General features: G+C 72.3%; 25 protein-coding genes. 14 read left to right on the top strand and 11 right to left on the bottom strand.

Translation table 11 applies throughout. The features are described 5' to 3' along the window. Positions 1-70: 70 nt before the first annotated feature. The 3 genes from ACGFZA_RS34840 to ACGFZA_RS34830 all read left to right on the top strand — a co-directional run bounded on the left by ACGFZA_RS34840 (position 71) and on the right by ACGFZA_RS34830 (position 3,429). Positions 71-532 (top strand): helix-turn-helix transcriptional regulator, encoded by a 462-nt coding sequence (locus ACGFZA_RS34840; RefSeq protein ID WP_385283451.1) that lies wholly within the window; start codon positions 71-73, stop codon positions 530-532. 10 nt (positions 533-542) lie between these two features. After that, the gene (locus tag ACGFZA_RS34835) at positions 543-953 is read left to right on the top strand and encodes a VOC family protein (protein WP_385283446.1); all 411 of its coding nucleotides are present in this window, start codon (positions 543-545) and stop codon (positions 951-953) included. An 82-nt stretch (positions 954-1,035) separates the two neighbouring features. Continuing rightward, a complete protein-coding gene (locus tag ACGFZA_RS34830; protein WP_393684455.1) occupies positions 1,036-3,429 on the top strand; it encodes an ATP-binding cassette domain-containing protein in 2,394 nt (797 codons plus the stop codon). Positions 3,430-3,599: 170 nt separating this feature from the next. On the opposite strand, the gene ACGFZA_RS34825 is transcribed toward ACGFZA_RS34830, so the two are convergent. Then, positions 3,600-3,956, bottom strand: a complete 357-nt coding sequence (locus ACGFZA_RS34825; protein ID WP_385283440.1) for a hypothetical protein — start codon at positions 3,954-3,956, stop codon at positions 3,600-3,602. 327 nt (positions 3,957-4,283) lie between these two features. Here ACGFZA_RS34825 and ACGFZA_RS34820 point away from each other — a divergent pair, with 327 nt between their 5' ends. The 5 genes from ACGFZA_RS34820 (at position 4,284) to ACGFZA_RS34800 (ending at position 7,737) form a co-directional block, all read left to right on the top strand. After that, positions 4,284-4,529 (top strand): hypothetical protein, encoded by a 246-nt coding sequence (locus ACGFZA_RS34820; RefSeq protein WP_385283437.1) that lies wholly within the window; start codon positions 4,284-4,286, stop codon positions 4,527-4,529. Between the two features lie 51 nt (positions 4,530-4,580). Beyond that, positions 4,581-5,132 carry a YciI family protein gene (locus tag ACGFZA_RS34815; protein WP_393684452.1) on the top strand — a complete coding sequence of 184 codons (552 nt, stop codon included), beginning with the start codon at positions 4,581-4,583 and terminating at the stop codon, positions 5,130-5,132. Positions 5,133-5,189: 57 nt separating this feature from the next. Beyond that, a complete protein-coding gene (locus ACGFZA_RS34810; protein WP_393684450.1) occupies positions 5,190-6,005 on the top strand; it encodes an inositol monophosphatase family protein in 816 nt (271 codons plus the stop codon). 122 nt (positions 6,006-6,127) lie between these two features. Beyond that, positions 6,128-7,012 (top strand): EamA family transporter, encoded by an 885-nt coding sequence (locus ACGFZA_RS34805; protein ID WP_393684448.1) that lies wholly within the window; start codon positions 6,128-6,130, stop codon positions 7,010-7,012. A gap of 119 nt (positions 7,013-7,131) precedes the next feature. After that, a complete protein-coding gene (locus tag ACGFZA_RS34800) occupies positions 7,132-7,737 on the top strand; it encodes a Uma2 family endonuclease (protein ID WP_385283426.1) in 606 nt (201 codons plus the stop codon). Positions 7,738-7,800: 63 nt separating this feature from the next. Here ACGFZA_RS34800 and ACGFZA_RS34795 read toward each other — a convergent pair whose 3' ends face one another. The 3 genes from ACGFZA_RS34795 to ACGFZA_RS34785 all read right to left on the bottom strand — a co-directional run bounded on the left by ACGFZA_RS34795 (position 7,801) and on the right by ACGFZA_RS34785 (position 11,328). Further along, positions 7,801-9,327 carry a PTS transporter subunit EIIC gene (locus ACGFZA_RS34795; RefSeq protein WP_393684446.1) on the bottom strand — a complete coding sequence of 509 codons (1,527 nt, stop codon included), beginning with the start codon at positions 9,325-9,327 and terminating at the stop codon, positions 7,801-7,803. A gap of 47 nt (positions 9,328-9,374) precedes the next feature. Next, complete coding sequence (gene murQ, locus ACGFZA_RS34790; RefSeq protein WP_385288139.1) at positions 9,375-10,340, bottom strand: N-acetylmuramic acid 6-phosphate etherase; 966 nt, start codon at positions 10,338-10,340, stop codon at positions 9,375-9,377. 67 nt (positions 10,341-10,407) lie between these two features. Further along, complete coding sequence (locus tag ACGFZA_RS34785; protein ID WP_385288140.1) at positions 10,408-11,328, bottom strand: MurR/RpiR family transcriptional regulator; 921 nt, start codon at positions 11,326-11,328, stop codon at positions 10,408-10,410. Positions 11,329-11,485: 157 nt separating this feature from the next. On the opposite strand from ACGFZA_RS34785, the gene ACGFZA_RS34780 reads away from it, so the two are divergent. Both ACGFZA_RS34780 and ACGFZA_RS34775 read left to right on the top strand, forming a co-directional pair. Then, positions 11,486-11,854, top strand: a complete 369-nt coding sequence (locus tag ACGFZA_RS34780; protein ID WP_326737818.1) for a hypothetical protein — start codon at positions 11,486-11,488, stop codon at positions 11,852-11,854. Next, entirely contained in the window at positions 11,851-12,123 is a 273-nt protein-coding gene (locus tag ACGFZA_RS34775) for a DUF4031 domain-containing protein (RefSeq protein ID WP_385288142.1), read from the top strand. Before ACGFZA_RS34780 ends, ACGFZA_RS34775 begins: the two co-directional genes overlap by 4 nt. Before the next feature lie 6 nt (positions 12,124-12,129). On the opposite strand, the gene ACGFZA_RS34770 is transcribed toward ACGFZA_RS34775, so the two are convergent. From ACGFZA_RS34770 to ACGFZA_RS34750, 5 genes are all read right to left on the bottom strand, one after another. Next, positions 12,130-13,398, bottom strand: a complete 1,269-nt coding sequence (locus tag ACGFZA_RS34770; protein ID WP_385288145.1) for a Cmx/CmrA family chloramphenicol efflux MFS transporter — start codon at positions 13,396-13,398, stop codon at positions 12,130-12,132. Positions 13,399-13,574: 176 nt separating this feature from the next. Further along, positions 13,575-14,222 carry a hypothetical protein gene (locus tag ACGFZA_RS34765; protein WP_385288147.1) on the bottom strand — a complete coding sequence of 216 codons (648 nt, stop codon included), beginning with the start codon at positions 14,220-14,222 and terminating at the stop codon, positions 13,575-13,577. 37 nt (positions 14,223-14,259) lie between these two features. Continuing rightward, positions 14,260-15,147 carry a transporter substrate-binding domain-containing protein gene (locus tag ACGFZA_RS34760; RefSeq protein ID WP_385288150.1) on the bottom strand — a complete coding sequence of 296 codons (888 nt, stop codon included), beginning with the start codon at positions 15,145-15,147 and terminating at the stop codon, positions 14,260-14,262. Positions 15,148-15,177: 30 nt separating this feature from the next. Further along, entirely contained in the window at positions 15,178-15,948 is a 771-nt protein-coding gene (locus tag ACGFZA_RS34755) for a hypothetical protein (protein ID WP_393684442.1), read from the bottom strand. Then, positions 15,945-16,379 carry a hypothetical protein gene (locus ACGFZA_RS34750; protein WP_385288155.1) on the bottom strand — a complete coding sequence of 145 codons (435 nt, stop codon included), beginning with the start codon at positions 16,377-16,379 and terminating at the stop codon, positions 15,945-15,947. The genes ACGFZA_RS34755 and ACGFZA_RS34750 overlap by 4 nt, the downstream gene beginning before the upstream one ends. A 428-nt stretch (positions 16,380-16,807) precedes the next feature. On the opposite strand from ACGFZA_RS34750, the gene ACGFZA_RS34745 reads away from it, so the two are divergent. From ACGFZA_RS34745 to ACGFZA_RS34735, 3 genes are read left to right on the top strand one after another with little or no spacing between them, the layout of a single operon-like run. Continuing rightward, a complete protein-coding gene (locus ACGFZA_RS34745) occupies positions 16,808-17,557 on the top strand; it encodes a LamB/YcsF family protein (RefSeq protein ID WP_385288182.1) in 750 nt (249 codons plus the stop codon). Then, a complete protein-coding gene (locus tag ACGFZA_RS34740) occupies positions 17,554-18,210 on the top strand; it encodes an allophanate hydrolase subunit 1 (protein WP_393684440.1) in 657 nt (218 codons plus the stop codon). Before ACGFZA_RS34745 ends, ACGFZA_RS34740 begins: the two co-directional genes overlap by 4 nt. Further along, entirely contained in the window at positions 18,207-19,073 is an 867-nt protein-coding gene (locus tag ACGFZA_RS34735; RefSeq protein ID WP_393684438.1) for a biotin-dependent carboxyltransferase family protein, read from the top strand. Before ACGFZA_RS34740 ends, ACGFZA_RS34735 begins: the two co-directional genes overlap by 4 nt. A 10-nt stretch (positions 19,074-19,083) precedes the next feature. Here ACGFZA_RS34735 and ACGFZA_RS34730 read toward each other — a convergent pair whose 3' ends face one another. Continuing rightward, positions 19,084-20,232, bottom strand: coding sequence for a hypothetical protein (locus tag ACGFZA_RS34730; protein WP_393684436.1), 1,149 nt, complete (start codon positions 20,230-20,232; stop codon positions 19,084-19,086). A 149-nt stretch (positions 20,233-20,381) separates the two neighbouring features. Between ACGFZA_RS34730 and ACGFZA_RS34725 the strand changes: the two genes are divergently transcribed. Further along, on the top strand, positions 20,382-21,035 hold the full coding sequence (locus ACGFZA_RS34725) for a GNAT family N-acetyltransferase (protein ID WP_393684434.1): 654 nt from the start codon (positions 20,382-20,384) through the stop codon (positions 21,033-21,035). Positions 21,036-21,066: 31 nt separating this feature from the next. Here the strand turns inward: ACGFZA_RS34725 and ACGFZA_RS34720 are convergent. Then, positions 21,067-21,869: heavy metal translocating P-type ATPase (locus ACGFZA_RS34720; RefSeq protein ID WP_393684432.1), on the bottom strand; the 803-nt coding region annotated here is incomplete at its 5' end.

Below are 21,869 nucleotides of genomic sequence, written 5' to 3'. Positions count from 1 at the left end.
GGCGCCCGGGGCAGGGGGGTGACGCCTGAACACCGGACATCCGCCCGCCCGGCGTGGCACGATTCCACGGGTGACCAGCAGAACCGATCCTGCTCAGCACCTCAGCGATCTCGCGCGGCTGCGCCGCGTCCGGGACCGCATAGACAGGGAGTACGCGCAGCCGCTGGACGTCGAGGCGCTCGCGCGAGGTGTGCACATGTCGGCCGGGCATCTCAGCCGGGAGTTCCGGCGCGCCTACGGCGAGCCCCCGTACGGCTACCTCATGACGCGGCGCATCGAACGGGCCATGGCCCTGCTGCGGCGCGGTGACCTCAGCGTCACCGAGATCTGCTTCGAGGTCGGCTGCTCGTCGCTGGGCACCTTCAGCAGTCGCTTCACCGAACTGGTCGGGGTCCCGCCCAGCGTCTACCGGCGCGAGGCGGAGCAGGCCGAGCGGGCCGAGCAGGCCGGGGGCGGGGTGCCGTCGTGTGTGGAGAAGCAGGTGACACGACCGGTCAGGAATCGAGAAGCGCCGGTCAAGAAGCCGGATTAGCGTGAAGGACATGGACATCAACCTTCACTCCAGCTTCCTTCCGCACGACGACCCGGACGCCTCGCTGGCCTTCTACCGCGACGTGCTCGGCTTCGAGGTACGGGGCGACGTCGGCCAGGGCGCGATGCGCTGGATCACGGTCGGCCCCGCCGGTCAGCCCGGCACGTCCCTCGTGCTGGAGCCGCCGTACGCCGATCCCTCCGTCACCGACGAGGAGCGCGCCACCGTCGTCGCGATGATGGCCAAGGGCACCTTCGCCCGCGTCCTCCTGGACACGGCCGACCTCGACGCCACGTTCGAGAAGGTGCAGGCCGGCACCGCCGAGATCGTTCAGGAGCCGACCGAGCAGCCCTACGGCGTACGCGACTTCGCCGTCCGCGATCCCGCCGGCAACCTGATCCGTATCCAGGAACGGCGCTGAGCCGGCGCCCGACCGCACCACCGTGACCCGTACGACACCGACGGGACCGCACGAGCGGGTCCCGCCAACAGATGGAGACACGATGAGCAGGGCCAAGAGGGCGGACACGGCATCGGCCGCGCCGCACGTGGGCGACAGCCACGATCTGATCCGTGTGCACGGTGCACGCGTGAACAACCTCAAGGACGTCAGCGTCGAGATCCCGAAGCGCCGGCTGACGGTGTTCACCGGTGTCTCCGGATCGGGCAAGAGCTCGCTCGTGTTCGGCACCATCGCCGCGGAGTCTCAGCGGCTGATCAACGAGACGTACAGCGCCTTCGTGCAGGGCTTCATGCCCACGCTGGCGCGGCCCGAGGTCGACGTACTCGAAGGGCTGACCACGGCCATCAGCGTCGACCAGCAGCGGATGGGCTCCGACCCCCGCTCCACGGTCGGCACGGCGACCGACGCCAACGCGATGCTCCGCATCCTGTTCAGCCGGCTCGGCAAGCCGCACATCGGCCCGCCCAGCGCGTACTCCTTCAACACCGCCTCGGTCCGGGCCACCGGCGCGATCACGGTCGAGCGCGGCAGTAGGACGAAGGCGGAGAAGGCGACCTTCCACCGCACCGGCGGGATGTGCACGCGGTGCGAGGGCCGGGGCTCGGTCTCCGACATCGACCTCAGCCAGCTCTACGACGACAGCAAGTCGCTCTCCGAGGGCGCGTTCACCATCCCCGGCTGGAAGTCGGACAGCCAGTGGACCGTGCAGGTCTACGCCCAGTCCGGCTTCGTCGACCCGGACAAGCCGATCCGCAAGTACACCAAGAAGGAACTGCGGGACTTCCTCTACGGGGAACCGGTCAAGGTCAAGGTCAACGGCGTCAACCTCACCTATGAGGGGCTGATCCCCAAGATCCAGAAGTCCTTCCTGTCCAAGGACAAGGAGGCGATGCAGCCGCACATCCGGGCGTTCGTGGAGCGTGCGGTCACCTTCACCACCTGCCCGGAGTGCGACGGCACGCGGCTGAGCGAGGGCGCCCGCTCCTCGAAGATCAAGCGGATCAGCATCGCCGACGCGTGCGCGATGGAGATCAGGGACCTCGCCGAGTGGGTGCGCGGGATCGAGGAGCCGTCGGTGGCGCCGCTGCTCGACGCGCTCCAGCAGACCCTCGACTCGTTCGTGGAGATCGGCCTCGGTTACCTCTCGCTGGACCGGCCCGCGGGCACGCTGTCGGGCGGTGAGGCACAGCGCGTCAAGATGATCCGGCACCTGGGCTCCTCCCTCACCGACGTCACCTACGTCTTCGACGAGCCCACGATCGGCCTGCACCCGCACGACATCGAGCGGATGAACAAGTTGCTGCTGCGGCTGCGCGACAAGGGCAACACGGTGCTCGTCGTCGAACACAAGCCGGAGACGATCGTCATCGCCGACCATGTCGTCGACCTCGGCCCCGGTGCCGGTACGGGCGGCGGCACCATCTGCTTCGAGGGCGGCGTCGAGGGGCTGCGGGCGAGCGACACGATCACCGGCCGGCACTTCGACGACCGGGCCGCCGTCAAGGAGACGGTGCGCGAGGCCACCGGCGCGATGGAGATCCGCGGCGCCACGGCGAACAACCTGCGGAAGGTCGACGTCGACGTCCCGCTCGGGGTCCTCGTCGTCGTCACGGGTGTCGCGGGCTCCGGCAAGAGCTCGCTCGTGCACGGATCGATCCCGGCGGGCGAGGGCGTGGTGTCGATCGACCAGAGCCCGATCCGCGGTTCGCGGCGCAGCAACCCGGCGACGTACACCGGCCTCCTGGAGCCGATCCGCAAGGCGTTCGCCAAGGAGAACGGCGTGAAGCCGGCGCTGTTCAGCGCCAACTCCGAGGGCGCCTGCCCCACCTGCAACGGAGCCGGCGTCATCTACATGGACCTGGCGATGATGGCCGGGGTCGCCACGCCCTGCGAGGACTGCGAGGGCAAGCGGTTCCAGCCGGCGGTGCTGGAGTACAAGCTCGGCGGCCGTGACATCAGCGAGGTCCTCGCGATGTCGGTGGCCGAGGCGGAGGAGTTCTTCGGCGCGGGCGAGGCGCATCTGCCGGCCGCGCACCGCATCCTCGACCGGCTCGCCGACGTCGGCCTCGGCTACCTCAGCCTCGGGCAGCCGCTCACCACGCTGTCCGGCGGCGAGCGCCAACGCCTCAAGCTGGCCACCCACATGGGCGACAAGGGCGGCGTCTACGTCCTCGACGAGCCGACCACCGGACTTCACCTCGCCGATGTCGAGCAACTGCTGGGCCTGCTCGACCGGCTCGTCGACTCCGGCAAGTCCGTCATCGTCGTCGAGCACCACCAGGCCGTGATGGCGCACGCCGACTGGATCATCGACCTCGGACCGGGTGCCGGTCACGACGGCGGAAAGGTCGTCTTCGAGGGCACGCCCGCGGACCTCGTCGACGCCCGCTCCACCCTCACGGGCGAGCACCTGGCGGCGTACGTCGGCGGCTGACGCGGGCGCGGTGTCGGACGAAGCCGGGCCCGGGGCACGAGCCCCGGGCCCGGCTTCGTCCGGGTGCCCGTGGGGCGGAGGGGGCGGAGGCTGTCGTGGCGCGTCGGGCGGAGTTGACGGTGGTGCGTCGGGCGGAGGCGGCCGTGTTGCGCGGACGCGGACGTGGCGCCTCAGAAGGAAATGACGGTGGCGCCTTCGAGGGTGAAGCGCAGGAACTCGTCCCGGGCCACCCGCAGGCGCAGCCCGCGCCCGGCGAGCCCGGCCTCGGTCCCGTCCGCGCGGGCCGCGTTGACGCAGGCGCCCACGGTCACGCCCTCGGCTATCAGCTCGTCGACCTGCCGGTTGAAGACCGCGCTCGCTTCGGAGCGGGCCGCGTCGGCGAGGAGGCGCTGGGCCGGGCCGAAGCACAGAACCTCGACGGTGGTGTCGTGCTCGGCGGCGACCTCCTGGATGCGCTGGGCCACGCGGGTCCCGGTGGTGATCGAGGCGTCGTCGTCGTGGAACACGTGGATGACGGTCTTGGGCATCCGGCTCAACCTTCCGCTCGGTGACCCGGCTGGTCACGCGAAGCCTGGACGCTATCAATCGTCTTGAGGGGTGGGACATTTGGTCTCGCATGGTGATACCCGTGGAGGGGTGGGCTGTCGCGCGGCGGCAGAGCGCCTGGCGTGACCGGCTGCGTGCGGCGCGGCGGGGCGTGCTCCGGTTCGGTGCATGAAGTGCGTGACATGTGCTGATTTCGGGCCCGCGGAAGATTGACACGCTGAGTATGCATTTCGGTTACTCAGCGTGGAATGAATGGATCATGGAGATGAAGGAGCGGAACAGGCCGCTGTGCGGGAAGGCGGCCTGACATGGCAGGTGAGGGCGGCTGCGGCCCGGAGACCTCCGTGCCGGATCGGGGGACGTTCGCCGTCGATGTGCGCGACGGCCGGGTGGGCCGGGTCATGGGGTGGGTCGGCCCGTATGTGCAGCTGAGGCCCCCCGGAGGCGGCGCGGAGTGGGACTGTCCGCCCGACGCCGTCCGGCCGGCCCCGCCCGGTCTCGCTCTGCGGGCGCGGGTCACGGAGATCAACCGACAGGGGCAGCTGCCGCGGTGATATCGCGGAAACCCGCTCGACCTGGCCGCGTACGGAAGGGATTCTTCGCGCATGGAGTTTCTCTGCTACCACCGCGACCGGCCGGGTTCCATGGCGCTGCGTGACGAACTGCTGGAAGAGCACTGGTCCTACATGGACGGGTACGCGAAGGAGATGATCGCCCGGGGGCCGACCCTCGTCGGCGACACGGCCACCGGCAGCGTGCACATCGTCGACGTCCCCGATCCGGCCGCTGCCCGCGCGTTCGCCTTCGACGAACCCGGTTACCAGGCCGGTGTCTACCGCGACGTCCTGCTGCGGCGCTGGCGCAACGCGCTGGGCCGCACCATGTGGGAATTCCCCGGTGGCCCGACCGACGGCAACCGCTATCTGGTGCTGGGCCTCGGCGTCGGGGACGGGCGCGCCGTCGACCTGGAGGTTCCGCCGGGCCGGGACGAGCTGATCGCGTACGGGCCGCTGCTGTCCGACGACGGGGCCACCTGGCTGGGCACGGCGGCGTTGGTCCGGGCTCCGGACGCGGACGCGGCACGCGCCGTCCTGACCCAGGGCCGCTACGCCGGAGTCGAGGTGCACCGCTGGCAGTTCGGCGGCCGCTCGTCCTGACGTGGGGGAGCGGCGGCCCCGTGCGGTGCCGGGGAGGGCCGCCGATAGCCTGCGTGCATGATCAGCATGAGCACGGCAAGCGATGCGCAACTGGCCCTCGGGGCGGCCCAAGCGGGCGCGGCGGTGGTCCGCGACATGTACGGGACGTCGCTGTCCCGCGTGGAGAAGTCCGGCGGTGACTTCGCGACGGCCGCCGACCTCGCGGCGGAGAAGGCCATCCTCGACGTGCTGCGGACCGCCCGCCCCGATGACGCCGTGACCGGCGAGGAGAGCGGACAGAGCGGAGCGGCGGGTGCGGAGCGCCGGTGGCTGGTCGATCCGCTGTGCGGGACGCTGAACTACGCCGTGCAGAACATGCTGGTCGCGGTGAACGTCGCCCTGCGGGTGGGGTCCCGCACCACGGCGGCCGCTTCCGCCGACCCGTTCAGCGGCGAGGTGTTCTGGACCGACGGCAGGTCCGCCCGCGTCCGCGGGGACGGCGTGGACGAGGAGCTGTCGCCCTCGCCGGGGTCCCGGCTGGTCGACGTCAACCTCGATGCCCCGTTCCCCAACGCACCGGACTTCAGAGCGGTCAGCCTCCTGGCCGCCCCGGGGTTCGCCGAGCGGTTCCGGCCGCGCGTCGTCTCCACCACGCTGGCCGTGGCCTGGGTCGCCGCCGGCCGCAGGGCCGCGTACCTCACCGACGGGGATCTGCGCGACAGCGTCCACTTCGCCGCCGGGATCGCGCTCTGCGAAGCGGCCGGCTGCGTGGTGACCGGCATCCACGGCCAGCCGCTGCACACCGGAGCGGGCGGACTGATCGCGGCGGCGGACCGGGAGACGCACGCGGCGCTGGTCGAGCTGGTCAGGGAACAGGCTCCGGCCGGCCGCTGATCTCCGTACCCCGTCCCGGCGAGCTCCTTCCCTGAGCCGCTTCCCGAGTCCCTCCGCGGAACCCTTCCCCGAGTCCCTTCGCGCGCTCGCTTCCCACGTCCCTCCGCACGGAAAGGCCGCCGATGCCCGTCGTGCTCGTCCTGCTGCTCGCCGGGACCTGGCTGCTCTCCGGGGCTCTCGTCACCGGTACGGAACCGCTGACCGTGGCCGTGGGCCGGACCGCCGTGTGCTGTCTGGTGCTGACCGCCGTCGCCGCGTCGTCCGCGAGCGGCCGGGCCGATCTGAGGCGGGCCGCCGCGCGGCCGGGGACCGTGTGGCTGCTGGGCCTCCTCGGCTTCGCCGGATACGCGGCCGGCACCCTGCTCGCCATCCCGCGGATCGGGACCTCGCTCACCAACCTCGTCGTCGCGCTGATGCCCTGTGCCTCGGTGGCCGTCGGTGCGCTGTTCTTCGGCGAGCGGTCCGGACCGCGCAAGGCGGCGGGGGCGTTCCTCGCCTGCGCGGCGGCCGCCGGATACGCGGCGCTGGGGGCCGACGCCGGGGACCTGGACGCGGGGGGACTGCTGCTGGTGGCGGCGGCGACGGTCGCTTTCGCGGTGTACGGATTCCTCTACCGGGACCGGCTGTCCGGGCTGCCGCCGCTCGCCGTGCTGCCGGTGCTCCTCGCAGCCGCCACCTGTCTGCTGCTCCCGATGTCCCTGCCCGGACTCCTCGCGCATCCGCCCACCCCGGCCGCGACGGGCGGCATCGTGCTGCTGGGCGCCGCGGTCTACGCGCCCGCGTACCTCGTCCAGCACCGGCTGATTCTGCTCCGCGGCCCGGTCTTCACGGCCGCGGTGCAGCTGGCGGTGCCCTTCACCGTCCGGCTCGGCGACTGGGCCCTGGGCAGTGCGTCGGCTCCGTCCGCCGCCGAGCTGCTGTTGCTGGCGGTGTGCTGCGGGGGGATCGCCCTCGTCACGGTGGGGGCGGTCAGCCGGTCCGCCGAGCCTGCGTCGGCCGGCCGGTGAACAGAGCGCGGTGTTCGGTGCGCCGCCCACACGATCGTGGGACGCTGAGGCAAGCGGCCCCGAGCCGCTGAACCGTCGATCTATGTTCCCTGGACAGGCTTCAGAAGAAGGGACCCGCGATGACCGCCGCGATGGTCGAGCACCAGCAGGACTCTGAAGACCGCCCTTGGGACTACCTGCTGCGCACCTGGCAGGAACTGGACGTGCCCGAGGGGTGGCGCGCCGAGATCGACGAAGGGCAGATCGTCTTGGTACCGCCGCCTCATGCGCATCACAACGGGATTGCCGCCAAGGTCCAGCGCCGTCTCTACGCGAATCTGCCCGAAGAGCTGGAGATCTATCAGACCCTGGGCGTGCACGTGGCACCCCTCGACAAGTTGTACGTTCCCGACCTCGTGGTCATGCCGGCCGAGTTGATCGATGCCGCCGACTCCGAGAGCAGCGATCCGGTTGATGTCTCCGAGGCACTCCTCGTCGTCGAGATCACCTCGAAGGGCAACGCCCGCGACGACCGCACCAAGAAGTACCGCGCCTACGCCCGCGCCGGGGTGCCGGTGTACCTGCTGATCGACCGGTTCGACACGCGCGGGGCGATGGCCACGCTGTTCACGGAGCCCAACGAGGACGGTACGTACAAGCGCTCCGACCCCGTGCCGTTCGGCAAGCCCCTCGTCATGCCGGCGCCCTTCGATGTCACGCTGGCCACGGACGCCTTTCCGGTCTGAGGCGGACAGCGGAAACGGCGGCACCCCGCAGGGGTGCCGCCGTTTCCGCTGTTATGTGGTCCGTCAGACCCCCGCAGGTTCCTTCGCGGGAGTCTCGGGCCCGGCGCCGACTGTCGCCGGCCCGGTGGCCGCGACGGTCGAGGCGGCCGGTTCCTGGGAGACGTTGAACTCCGCGAGCAGGTCCTTGCTGAAGCCGAAGAAGTACGTGGCGACGAAGCCCGCCAGGTAGCCGACGACCAGACCGCCCGCGTAGATCGCGATCGTGGCGCCCAGGCCGTGGTTGCCGTCCAGCAGCGGGAACAGCGCCCAGCCGGAGGGGCCGATCGCGGTGGAGCCCACCGCGTCGCCGAGCTGGTTGAAGAAGCCGATGAACGCGCCGCCGAACGCGCCGCCCACGCACGCCGTGATGAACGGGCGGCCCAGCGGCAGCGAGACACCGTAGATCAGCGGCTCGCCGACACCGAGGAAGCCCGCGGGCAGGGCGGACTTGATCGTGCGGCGGATCGACTCGTTGCGCGGGAGGCGGAAGAAGACCGCGATGGCCGCGCCGACCTGGCCGGCCCCGGCCATGGCGAGGATCGGGAGCAGGACCGTGTAGCCCTGCTGCTCGATCAGCGTGGTGTGAATCGGGATCAGCGCCTGGTGCAGGCCCAGCATGACCAGCGGGAGGAAGAAGCCGCCGAGGACGAGACCCGCGCCCGCGCCGCCGTTGGAGAGCAGCCAGTCGGCGAACGTACCGATCGCGGTGGAGACCTCACCCGCCACGTACATCAGACCGAAGATCGTCACCAGGCCGGAGATCAGGACCGTCAGGGTCGGGGTGACCAGGACGTCCAGCGCCTCCGGCACCCAGCGGCGGCACCACTTCTCCACGTACACCGCGAGCACCGCCGCGCCCAGGGCGCCGAGCACACCGCCCTGTCCGGGGGAGAGCTTCTGGCCGAACGCCTCGATGTTCGCGACGCCCGGGAAGACGATGATGGCCGCGACCGCACCGCCGAGGATCGGCGTGCCGCCGAACTCCTTCGCCGTGTTGTAGCCGACGAAGACCGCGATCAGTGCCATGAAGCCGGACGCCATCGCCGCCAGGGCGGGGGTGACCGACGTCAGCCAGCCGAGGTTGACCAGCAGGCCGTTGAGGCCCGCGATGATGCCGCAGCCGATCAGGGCCGGGATCAGCGGTACGAAGATGTTGGCGATCCGGCGCAGGAACAGCTTGAACGGCGTGGCGTTCTTCGCCTTCCGGGCCGCCCTCATCTCCGCGCCCTGCGCGGCCAGTTCCTCCGCGGTGAGCGGGGTGGCGGAGGCCGGGGCGGGGGCCGCGGCCCTGCCCTCCTCGACGAGCTTCTCGAACTCCGGGGTGACGCGGGCGACCGTACCGGGACCGAGAACGATCTGGTACGTGTCGTCCTCGACCACGCCCATGACGGCGGGCACAGCCTTCAGTGCCTCGTCCTGGACGAGCGAACGATCGTGCAGACCGAGCCGGAGCCGGGTCATGCAGTGGACAACGGAGCTGACGTTCGCGGCGCCACCGACGAGCGGAAGGATCGCGGCGGCAGTGGCGCGGTTCTTGTCTTCTGTAGCCATGGTGCGTGGTGCCTTGCTGTGCGGGGGAGCGGAGGTGGAGCGGGGGGTCAGGTGGTACGGGGGGCCGCGGCGAGCGCGGCGCGGAGGTGGCCGTCCGAGGCGGAGAGCAGGGTGGCGGCCGTGGGGCCGTCGACCTGGCCGAGGATGGTGAGGATGGCGTTCTTCACCTCACCGTCGGTGGCGGCCAGCGCGGCCTCGATCTCCTGGTCGGAGGCGCCGGTCGCCAGCGAGACGATCCGCCGGGAACGGGCGCGCAGCTTCTCGTTGGAGGCGCGGACGTCGACCATGAGGTTTCCGTACGTCTTGCCGAGCCGGATCATCGTGATCGTCGAGAGCATGTTGAGGACGAGCTTCTGCGCCGTGCCCGCCTTGAGACGGGTGGAGCCGGTGAGCAGCTCGGGGCCGACGACGACTTCGAGCGGGTGCTCGGCGGCGGCGCCCAGCGCGGAGTCCGCGTTGCAGGACAGGCCGAGGGTCAGGGCGCCCTTGGCGCGGGCGTGCTCCACGGCCCCGATCGCGTACGGCGTACGGCCGGAGGCGGAGATGCCGACCACGGTGTCGTCGGCGGTGAGGTCCAGTGCGTCGAGGTCGGCGGCGGCCAGCTCCTTGCTGTCCTCGGCGCCCTCGACGGCGGTGACCATGGCGGACGGGCCGCCCGCGATCAGGCCGATCACATCGGCGGGGTCGGTGTTGAAGGTGGGCGGGCATTCGCTGGCGTCCAGCACGCCGAGCCGGCCCGCGGTGCCCGCGCCCGCGTAGATCAGCCGGCCGCCGCGCGCCATGCGCGCCGCGGTGGCGTCGATCGCGGCGGAGATCTCGGGCAGCCGCTCGGCGACCGCGGCGGGGACGGTCCGGTCCTCGCCGTTCATGATCCGGGCGATTTCCGAGGTGGCCAGCTGGTCGATCTCGGCGAGCTCGGGGCGGAACGCCTCGGTGGTGAGGGTGGCGAGCTGGGCGCGCAGTTCGCCGTATCCGTCGGGGGTGGTGGCGTCGGCGTCGGTGAGGGAGGTCATGGAGAGCGGCTCTGCTTTCTTGAACTCGTACGGTTCTGCGGGTGCGGGTGCGGGCGTCTGCCGCTGGTCAGCGGGTGGTGCGGGGGTTGTGGCGGTGGGCCAGCGCCTCGTAGGAGGCGGCCAGGGCCGGGGCCGCCGTCTCGTACGTACGCTGCGCGACTCCTATGAAGAGGCAGTCCACGACCAGGAGCTGGCTCGTGCGGCTCGACATGGCGGCCGGGCGCAGCTCGCTCTCGCGGGCGGTGGACGTGGTCAGTACGTGGTCGGCGTACTGCGTGACCGGGCCGTCGGGGCGGCCGGTGATCGCGACCGTCGTCGCGCCGCGGTCGAAGGCGACGCGCAGCGGCTCGATGACGTCGCCCGTCGAGCCGGAGTGGGTGATCGCGATGGCCACGTCGCCGGAGCGCAGCTGCACGGCGTTGGTCACCGCGAGGTGCGGGTCCATGTTGGCGTGGGCGATCAGGCCGATACGGGCCAGCTTCTGGGCCAGGTCCTGACCCACGAGCGAGGAGGCGCCCACGCCGTAGATGTCGATCCGGCGGGCGGTGGCGGCCGCGGACACGACGGCACCGAGCTGCACGGTGTCGAGCCCGGCGGCGGTGTCGGCGAGGGTCTGCTGCTCGTCGTAGGCCAGCTTGGCGACCACGTCGGCGATCGGGTCGTCGACCGCTATGTCCGCGGTGACGGCGGGCGCCCGGCCGGACTGCTGGTGGGCGGCGAGACCGGCCAGCGCGAGGCGCAGGTCGCGGTAGCCGGGATAGCCGAGGAGGCGGGCGGTGCGGACCACGGTCGCCTCGCTGGTGCCGGTGAGCTCGGCGAGACCGGTGACCGTCAGGGCAGCGCAGCCGGCCGGGTCGCCGGCGACGGCCTCGGCGACCCGCTGCATGGAGCGGGTCATGGACGGCGCGAGCGTCCGCACCTTGGCCGCGAGGGCTGCCGGGGCGGGCGGCGAATCGGCGCTGAAACTTTCCTTCAGGTCATTGGTCACCTTTGAAAGATATTTTCAACCCCGGTGTCCGTCAACCCCCCTTTGGTCCCGACCTCTGGCGGAACCGGTCCGAGCTTCCGATGAGCGGGTCCCGGCCCCCGGCAGGCTTCGGCGGAACGCGCAAGGGGAGTGGTGGGCGCAGGTGGACAATGGGTGCATGGAGCCGAACCCCCTGGAGCAGGCGCTGCACACCGCCCGCGCACTCGTCATGGCCGACCTCGCCGCCGGAGACGTCGCCGAGGCGCAGATCGTCTCGATGGTCGAGGACGCGGTGACGCACCGGCGCTGGTGGGTCGAGCAGTGGCCGGAGGGTGCGGAGTTCGTCGTCGGCCTCGTCGCCCAGGACGTCCAGGACGCGCTGCTTGAGGAGTACGGCCGCTGGCCGCTGTGCCCGGTCTGCGACGCGGGCGACCCGCACGCCCTCGACGTCGAGCCGGAGCTCGGCCCGGACCCGCACTGGGTCTGCACCAAGGCCGCCGTGGCCGTCGCCCCGGTCGGCGCGCTGACCGGGATACTGCGCCCGTGACCGTCTACATCGACCCGCCGGACTGGCCGGGGCACGGGCGGCTCTGGTCGCACCTGGTCAGCGATGTTTCCTTCGAGGAGCTCCACGCCTTCGCCGCCGCCATCGGCTGCCCGCCCCGCGCCTTCGAACGCGACCACTACGACGTACCCGAAGCCCGGTACGAGGACGCGGTCCGGGCCGGTGCCCGGCAGATCGGTTCCAAGGAACTGGTCCGCCGGATCACGGAGGCGGGCCTGCGCCGCCCGAAGGGCCGGCCCGCGCCCCGCTGAGTCCGCTCAGCCGGCCGACGAGGGCGCGCACACCTGCGACGGGTCCTGCGCGTCGTGCGGTGCCGGATGCCGCGCCGCGTCCCGCGACGCCGCGGCCGGGGCGCCTGCCACCCGCAGGGACGAGGAAGCGCGGCTGCGCTGCAACCGCAGCGAGACGACCACCGTCACCAGCGCCAGCACGGTCATCGCGGCACCCGCCCACGCGGTGGCCTCGAAACCGAAGTCCAGGTCGATCACCGTGCCGCCCAGCCAGGGGCCGCCCGTGTTGCCCAGGTTGAACGCGGCGGTGGTCGTCGCGCCCGCCAGGGTCGGGGCGGCGCCCGCGACGTTGAACATGCGGGCGTTGAGCGCCGGAGCCGTGTAGAACGCCGACAGGCCCAGCAGGAACGAGAGCACGATCACGGCGGCCTGGTTCGACGCGAACAGCGCCAGCGCGGCCAGGAACACCGTCGACGCCGCGATACCGCTCAGCAGCACCCCGAAGAGGTGCGCGTCCGCGACCCGGCCGCCGATCGTCGTACCGACCAGTGCGCCCACCCCGAAGAGCGCGAGCACGGTCGGCACCCAGCCCGAGTCCAGCCCGGCGACATCCGTCAGCAGCGGCGCCAGATAGCTGAACGCGCAGAACACCCCGCCCGCCGCGAGCGCGGTGAGCACGATGGAGAGCCACACCTGCCGGTCGCGGTAGATCGCCAGTTCCCGCTTGAGCTGCGGCTTCTCGTCCGGCAGCGGGATACGGGGGATCATCGTCGCCACTCCGGCCAGCGCCACGGCGGAGGCCGCCCCGACCGCCCAGAACGCCGACCGCCAGCCCAGGTTCTCGCCCAGGAAGGCGCCCAGCGGCACCCCCAGCACGTTCGCGATGGACAGCCCGCCGATCATCACGGCCATCGCGCGGGCCCGGGAGTTCACCGGCACCATCGCGATGGCGACGGCGGCGCCGACCGCCCAGAACCCGGCGCATGCGAGCGCGCTGACCACGCGGGACGCGAAGAGCACCTCGTACGTCGGCGCGAGCGCACCCGCGACCTGGCCGAGGCCGAAGACGGAGATCAGGGCGATGAGCGTGGTGCGGCGCGGCAGCCGGAGCGTGGCCACGGCGAGCAGGGGGGCGCCGATCACCATGCCGATCGCGAACGCGGATATGAGAAGCCCGGCGCGTGGGATCGACACGTTCATGTCATCGGCGATGGGCGGCAGCAGCCCGGAGAGCATGAACTCGCTCGTGCCGAGGGCGAAGACCGAGAGTCCGAGGATGTATACGGCCAGGGGCATACGGGAGCGGCGAGTGGCAGAGTCGGGCATGACAGGTGCCAACAGCGAAATGGTCCGTGGCATTCCCCGCCCGCCGGTTCGCGCGCCCGCTGATCCGTCCGTCGGCCTGCCTGTCCGCCGGTCCGGTTCCGGTCCGTGTACGTGCTGTACGCGTGTACGGACGCGCGCATACGCGCTCAGCGGGCGAGCAGCTCCAGCTCCGTGCCCAGGTTGTGCCGGGCCCGCGCCTCCCACTCGGCCGCCCCGTGCGGGGTACGGAACAGCCGCGGCAGTTCCAGAAGCTGCCGCAGCACCGCCGCCCGGCCCTCCCGGAACGCCTCGTCCGGGACGAAGGCGTACTCCTCGCGCACCCGGGCCGCGTACTGCGCGTACTCCCTGGGCGGTGCCGCGAGGATCGCGAGGTCCGCGTCGCACAGGACCTCGCCGTTGGTGTCGCCGTCGGCCGGGTCGTGCGAGACGGTGAGCCGGACCAGGCGGGCGACCTCGGCGGTGGTCGCGGCGGGCACACCCGCCTCGGGCAGGGCGCGCTCGGCGAGGACGGCGCTGCGCTCCTCGTTCTCGGAACGGTCGGGCCGGTAGACCGCGTCGTGGAACCAGGCCGCCAGCCGGACCGCGTCCGCGTCCGCGGCGTGACCGGCGAGCGTGTCGACGTGGTCGAGCACCGCCGTCAGGTGGGCGGTGGTGTGGTAGCGCCGCTGGGGCTCGGCCCACCGGTCCAGCAGGTTGTCGGCGTACGGCAGCGCGTCGGGGCCCTCGTCGCCGCGCCGGGCGGCGACGAGGGTTTCCTGCCAGCGGTTGCGGAGACTCTGGACGCTGTCGGTCATAGGGCGACTGTAGAGGGACCCGGCGCGCCGGTGCCGGTCAGTCGGCGGTGGCCGCGCCCGGCTCGTCGACGCAGGACAGGGCCTGGATGTCGCTCTCGGCGGGTTTGGCCTCGTCACGGACCGCCTTGGGGACGGCGGGGAGGCTGTTCTGGAAATCGCGTTCCCAGGAGGTCGCCTGGCGCACGTACTCCGTGAGCTTGTCGCGGAGCCGGACACAGTCCTTGCGGTGCCCCTTGGCCATGGCGATGCCGTAGTCGTTGGGCTCCCCGAACTTGATGCCGGGTACGACCTTGAGCGAGGGGTTGGCCTGCATGAAGCCGTAGAGGATCAGCATGTCCGTGGAGACCGCGTCGACCTCCTTCTCCTTGAGCGCGTTCACGCAGTAGCCGGCGTCCTCCTCGGTGCGCTTGACGATCTTGTCGTACGCCGCCTTGCTGAGCTCGTTGGCGGAGGTCGTGCCCTTCCAGACGCAGACCACCTTGCCGTAGAGATCGGCCAGGGTGCGGATGCTCCGGTCGTTCGCACGGACGAGGAAGCCCTGGTGGGTGGAGGCGTACGGGCCGACGAAGTCGAGGTCGTCGCCGCCCTTTTCCTTGGGCGCCATCCGGGTCGGGGTGATCGAGTAGGTCGCGGCCACCAGTTGCACGTCTCCGTCGTGCAGCAGCTGGGCCCGGTTCTTGGACAGCACACCGCTGAACCGCGGGGTCTCGTAGCCGAGCATGTTCATGAGTGTTCCGACGACGGCGATGTCGAAGCCGTTGTACTCGCCGTCGTGCGGGGAGAAGCTCGTGCCCGGCTGGTCGCTCTTGGCTCCCACCTCCGTGTCGTTCCCCAGGATCGACGGGGGGTCGGACGTGCAACCGGTCACGTACAGGAGGGCCGCTGCGGTGAGGGCCGCCCATCGGCGCCGAGCTGCTGCTGCCATCTGATACCTCACTCCGTCCGTGATGTGTCGTCAGTCGTCGTGCAGGACGCCCTGCCGGTCCACCAGCCGCAGGGTGCAGCCCTCGGCGGTCCGTACCCGCAGCTCGAAGGTCACGCCGGCCCGGTCGGCGAGATCGAAATCGGTGATGGAACGGGCGGGCAGGTCGGACCGGCGCGGGGTGACGCCGTCGGTGAGCGCGGTGAGCAGGACTCTCGTCTTGTGGGAGCAGGCCGGTGCGTCCGGGTCGTCCTCCCCGATCTCCAGCGTGAGCCGCAGCCGGTCACGCCGGTCGGCACGGTCCGGCGCGGCCAGCGTCAGGGTGAGCACGCTGTCCGGGGCGGAGGTCAACGGCTGGGTCCCGCGGACCTGGATCGTCGCCCCCACCTCGCCGGTCCGGGCGACGTCCTCGAACGCCCACCAGCTGATCAGGGAGAAGATGAGCGAGGCGACGAGGAGCAGGTCCGGAAGCCGGAGACCCGAGCCGTCCTTGGAGCCTCGCTCCTGAGCCCCGGACGCCCGGCCGCGTTCGGGCCGGCGCAGGGTGATGTGGATGACGGAGGCCAGGAAGGCGAGCAGCAGGAAGGCGAAGAAGGCGACGTACTGGCCGCGCGATCCGCCGGGCCAGTTCCAGATGGCGTAGCCGGCGAGGGCGACAGCGAGGACCAGGAACAGCCAGCCTGTCACGAAGGAGGCCCGCTGGATGAAGATCTGGAGAAGGGTGTCGGCCCGTCCGACCACCGTGTTGTTGGCGCCGATCGACTGGTTGGAGAACTGGCCCCGGCTCTCTGGGTCCTGACTCACGACCGGTCGTCTCTCAGGTGCTGGTTGAAGGTGCCGACGCTGCCGATCACGGTGTTGTGGTTGCCCCGGGACTCGACCCGGACCGAGGGGCCGGGCGCGGGATCCGGAGTGCGTACCAGCTCCTCAAGGCCCTGGCGGTCGGGTGGTCCGTTCAGCCACGTGGCCAGCGCCGCCGCGAGCCGGGCCCGTTCCCCGTCGGTCAGCTGGTCGAGCAGCCGGTCCAGTTCGGCGGCGTCCGCCGTGGTGAGAGCCGCCTCGTCGTCGGTGTCCGGCCCGCCCCGGGCGACGAGGCTCCGGAAGACGCCCTCGCCCGCTGCCACGCTCCGGTCGGCAACCCGCTCCACGGCGCTCTGCATCACCCCGTCGACCATGCGGCCGGCGAAGAAGGAGAAGTGAGGGGCAAGCTGGGCGGCCAGGTCGAGCAGGGACATGATGGCTCCACAAGGGGGTCAGGGATCTGCCAACACTCTTGATACTCAGGGTAGTTGAGTGAATCACATTCGTGCGTAACTTCGAATGGCACCGGAGGCGGTGCGCGTGGGAGCGCGCCCGGGGCGCACGTACTCCGCCTCGCCCGAGGGCGACGGACCCGCCCGGCCGGTACGGGCGCTACCGTGCGGCCGTGACGAATCTGACGAACCTGACGAACGGACCGGGCAGGACGGACGGACCGTACGGGCTGAGTGGTCCGGACCGGACGGGCAGGACGGACGGACCGGGTGGTCCGGAACGGACGGGCAGGCCGGACAGGCCGGGTGGTCCGGAACGGACGGGCAGGCCGGACAGGCCGGCTGTGTCGGCCGGACCCGTGCCGTCGGCCGGACCCGCGTCGGCGGACGGTGCGGGGCCCGTCGCGGTGATGGACCTCAACGCGGATCTGGGGGAGGGCTTCGGGCGCTGGACGCTCACCGACGACGAGGCGCTCCTCGCCTGCGTGACCAGCGCCAATGTGGCGTGCGGCTTCCACGCGGGCGACGCCTCCGTGATGCGTCGGGTCTGCGACTCGGCGGCCGCCCGGGGTGTACGGATCGGCGCGCAGGTCTCCTACCGCGACCTGGCGGGCTTCGGCCGCCGCGCCATGGACGTACCGCCCGCCGAACTGGCCGCCGAAGTCGCGTACCAGATCGGTGCGTTGCGGGTGTTCGCCGAGGCGGCCGGGTCTCGCGTCTCGTACGTCAAACCGCACGGCGCCCTCTACAACCGCACCGTCCGGGACGACGAGCAGGCCGCCGCGGTGATCGAGGGAGTCCGGCTGGCGGGCGGGGACCCGGCCGTCCTCGGACTGCCCGGCTCCCGGCTCCTCGTGCGGGCCGCACAGGCCGGACTGACCGCCGTCGAGGAGGCGTTCGCCGACCGCGCGTACACCCCGCAGGGCACGCTCGTGCCGCGCGGGGAACCGGGCGCGGTGGTGCACGACGCGGACGAGGTCGTACGCCGCAGCGTGGGCTTCGCGGTGGACCGGTGCGTGACCGGGGCCGACGGCGGCCGGATACCCGTCGCCGCCCGCTCCCTGTGCGTCCACGGCGACACCCCGGGGGCCGCCGCGCTCGCCCGGCGGGTGCGGGCCGCGCTGGAAGAGGCGGGCGTCGCGGTCCGGGCGTTCGCATGAGTGCGGAACGGCCCACCGGTCCGCCGCTCGTCGTGCTGCCGGCGGGACCGCGCGCGCTGCTGGTCGAACTGGACGGCCGACAGGAGACGCAGGCCTTCCACGCCGAGGTGCTGCGGCGCCGCGCGGCGGGTGAACTGCCGGACGTGCGCGAGATCGTGCCCGGAGAGCGGACGGTGCTGCTCGACGGCATCGCACGGGGCGCGGCCGCCCTCGCCCGGGAGCTGCGGACCTGGCCCGTACCGCCCCCGCAACGGGACGCCGGCGAAGCGGTGGAGCTCCCCGTCCTCTACGACGGACCGGATCTCGCCCACGTGGCCGAGGCCTGGGGCGTGGCCGTCGACGAGGTGGCCCGCATCCACGCCGGCACCGCATTCCGGGTCGCCTTCTGCGGGTTCGCGCCCGGCTTCGGCTACCTGACCGGCCTGCCGGACCACCTCCACCTGCCCCGCCGGGCGACGCCGCGCACCCGGGTCCCGGCGGGCGCGGTCGCGCTGGCCGGTCCGTACACCGGGGTGTACCCGCGCCCGTCCCCCGGCGGCTGGCAGCTCATCGGCCGGATGCCCGACCCCGGCCCCCTGTGGGACCCGCACCGCGAACCGGCCGCCCTGCTGGGGCCGGGCGCCCGGGTGCGCTTCGTGGAGGCGGCGCGATGACGGCGTCCGTCGAGGTCGTCCGCGCCGGGGCCCTGACCACCGTGCAGGACGAGGGCCGCGCCGGACTCGCACACCTGGGCGTCGGACGGGCGGGCGCCCTCGACGCACCCGCCGCCGCACTCGCCAATCGGCTCGTCGGCAACCCGGTCACCGCGGCCGTCCTGGAGACGACCGCCACCGGCTGCGCCGTCCGCCCGGACCGCGCGGTGCGCGCGGTCGTCGGCGGTGCGCCGTGCCGGGTGACGGTGGACGGGCGGCCGGTGGCGTGGGGCGCCGCGGTGCACGTGCCGGCGGGTGCGGTGCTGGACGCGGGGCCCGCGGTGCACGGGCTGCGCGGCTACCTGGCGTTCGCGGGCGGCGTGACACCGGAGCCGGTGCTGGGCAGCAGATCCGCCGACCTGCTCTCCGGGCTGGGCCCGGCACCCCTGCGCGACGGGGACGTCCTGCCGCTCGGGCCGCCCCCGCCGGCCGGTGCGCCGCCCGTCGACACGGTGCCGTGGCCGGGCGTCCCCGACGTGCTCGTGCTGCCGGTGCACCTCGGCCCCCGCCACACCTGGTTCACGCCCGCCGCTCTCCGTACGCTCACCGCCTCGGCGTACCGCGTCTCCGCGCAGAGCAACCGCATCGGCCTGCGCACCGAGGGCCCGCCGCTGGAGCGTGCCCGTACCGGCGAACTGCCCAGCGAGGGCATGGTGCTCGGCGCGGTCCAGATCCCGCCGGACGGGTGCCCGGTGGTGTTCCTCAACGACCATCCGACGACGGGCGGTTACCCGGTGGTGGGCGTCGTCCCCGAAGCGGCGCTGGCGGTGGCCGCGCAGGCCGTGGCGGGAACGGTCGTGCGGTTCGTGCGCGCCGGGAGGTGAGCCGTGGCGGTCAGGCCGTGGCGGGCAGACCGAAGTGGTCGGCGATGATCCGCATCGTGACGGCGCCGTCGGCGTTGAAGCCGGGGTCGGCTTCGTACGCCGGGGTCTCCCGGCCGACGATCCCGGCGTCCAGCAGTTCCCCCACCAGCAGGTCTCCGTGGCGCTGCGTCTCCCGGCCCCGGCCGACGTTGAAGTACGTCCGCCCGAACCCGCCCAGGCTGTTCAGGAACTGGAACGGGTGGTCCTCGCAGTGCTGGATGCTGTAGTTCCGCCCGTTCGGGCAGGCGCATGCGGGCGTACCCGACAGGAAGACCGTCTCGACCCGGTCCGGCCCGCCGAAGCGCTCGTCGTAGCGGAATCCGGTGAGAAAGCCCGCCAGCTGGGAGACCTCTCCGCCGCGCACCGCCGCCGCGTCCCACGTCACCCAGGCCCAGCCGCCCGACTCGCCCTGCGTACGGGCCGGATACCCGGCGTCCGCACACGCGGCGGCCAGCTCGGTCACATCGATGCCACGGGCGTGCACGGCGTACGTCCCCGGGGCGACGGCCGGGCCTGTCTCGCCCACCGCGCCCACCGGCTCCGTGGCGACGGGCGGCGCGGCGGGCGGAGAAGGGTCGCGCGGCAGTGCGGCCAGCGGCGGGGAGGGCAGGCCGAAGGCGTCGCCGATCGTCCGCACCAGTCGCAGCTCGTCGGTGTCCTCGTGGTCGTAGCAGTCGTGTATGCCGTCCCTCCACTCCCCGCACTCCGCCGCCGGGCCTATCACGCCCGCCGCGAACAGCTCGGCCGACAGATAGTCCGGGTTGTCGCCCACCCGCTGCTGCCGGAAGTCCTCGAAGCTGAAGAAGAGCGTCGTGCGCCCGTCGCGGTAGTACGCGAAGTGGGGGCCGTGCGCCTTCGCGCTGCACGGCTCGGTCACGAAGACGACCACTTCCGCCCCCTGCGGGCAGAGCCGTCCGTAGTCGACCTCTTCGTAGTCGGTGTCGTCGTCCTCGTTGATCATGTCGTGCACGGCCCACGCCCAGCCGTCCGCCTCGCCCCGGGCGAGCGGCTCGCGGTTCTGCTCCCGCAGCCCCTCGAAGAAGGCGTCGGCGGGCAGGCCCCGGGCGAAGGCGAGGTTCACCTCGTGGCCGGGAAACGTGTCGTGCAGCCATGTCGTCATGGCTCCGATGGTAGGCACGGCCACTGACAACGCCGCTGCCCACAGGCCCCGTTGCCGCACCCTCGGCCCGGCCGAAATCGCACGACAGGGCCGCGTGGTCTCTGGGAGGCTGCCCAGGACGTTCCGTACGGCGACTGAATGGACGAGCGATGGCTTTCGCGCTGCAAGGACCGGTTCTGGAGGGCACGCGCGTGCGCCTGGAGCCGCTGGAGCGCCGGCATGCGGAGGATCTGGCGGTCGCCGCGGAAGAGGACCGGAGTTCGTACCGGTTCACGTGGGTACCCCGCGCCCACGAGGTCGAGGAGTACTTCGCATCCCAGTTCGCCCGCACCGCCACCGGGAGGCTGTTCCCGTACGCGCAGATCGACCGGGCGTCCGGCCGCGCGGTCGGCGTCACGGCGTACTGGGAGCCCCGCCACTGGCTGGACGAGAACACGCTGAGCGCGGTCGAGGTCGGCTTCACCTGGCTCGCCGCCTCCGCCCAGGGCTCGGGGATCAACGCCGAGGCCAAGTACCTGCTGTTCCGCCATGCGTTCGAGGCGTGGGGCGTGGCGCGCGTCGACCTGAAGACGGATGCCCGCAACAACCGTTCCCGGGCCGCGATCGAAGCGGCGGGCGCGCGCTTCGAGGGCGTACTGAGGAACTGGTCCCGGTCGTGGGCCCCGGGCGAGGACGGGCTCCTGCGGGACTCCGCGATCTTCTCGATCACGGCGGACGAATGGCCGCAGTGCCGGGCACGGCTCGAAGAGCGCCTCGCTCGCGGCAGCGGGCGGCCGGACGCCCGGCTCCCGGTGGAGAGCTGAGCCCGGCCGCCCGCGGGGGAGGGCGGGGGCGCTACGCCTTCGCCCGGAACCCCCGCAGCCGCAGCGAGTTGCCGACCACGAACACCGACGAGAACGCCATCGCCGCGCCCGCGATCATCGGGTTCAGCAGACCCGCCGCGGCCAGCGGCAGTGCCGCCACGTTGTAGGCGAAGGCCCAGAACAGGTTCGTACGGATGGTGCCGAGGGTCCGGCGCGACAGCCGGATCGCGTCCGCGGCGGCCCGCAGGTCCCCGCGCACCAGAGTCAGGTCGCCGGCCTCGATCGCCGCGTCCGTTCCCGTCCCCATGGCGAGGCCCAGATCGGCCTGGGCGAGGGCGGCCGCGTCGTTCACGCCGTCCCCGACCATCGCCACCGAACGGCCTTCGCCCTGAAGGCGCTTGACGACGTCGACCTTGTCCTGAGGCATGACCTCCGCGTACACCTCGTCGATGCCGACCTCGGCGGCGACCGCCTCGGCCACCGCCCGGTTGTCACCGGTCAGCAGGATCGGCTTGAGACCGAGCGCGCGCAGGCGCGCGATCGCCTCCGCGCTGGTGTCCTTCACCGCGTCGGCCACCTCCAGGACCGCCCGCGCCTCGCCGTCCCAGGCGACCGCGATCGCGGTACGGCCCGCGGCCTCCGCCTCGGCCTTGCGCCGCCCCAGCTCCACGGGCAGGTGGATCTCCCACTCGGCCAGCAGCTGCTCACGGCCCACGAGGACCGCGTGGCCCTCGACGACGCCCTGGACGCCGAGGCCGGGGACGTTGGTGAAGTCGTCGGGGGTGGGGAGGGGGGCTGCGGTGCGGGTGGTGGCTCCGGTGGCGACGGCTTGGG

This window comes from Streptomyces sp. NPDC048211 (assembly GCF_043202315.1).
Lineage (GTDB): Bacteria > Actinomycetota > Actinomycetes > Streptomycetales > Streptomycetaceae > Streptomyces.
Note: the sequence above shows the minus strand (reverse complement) of the source record. Positions and strands in the feature narration are given on the sequence as shown.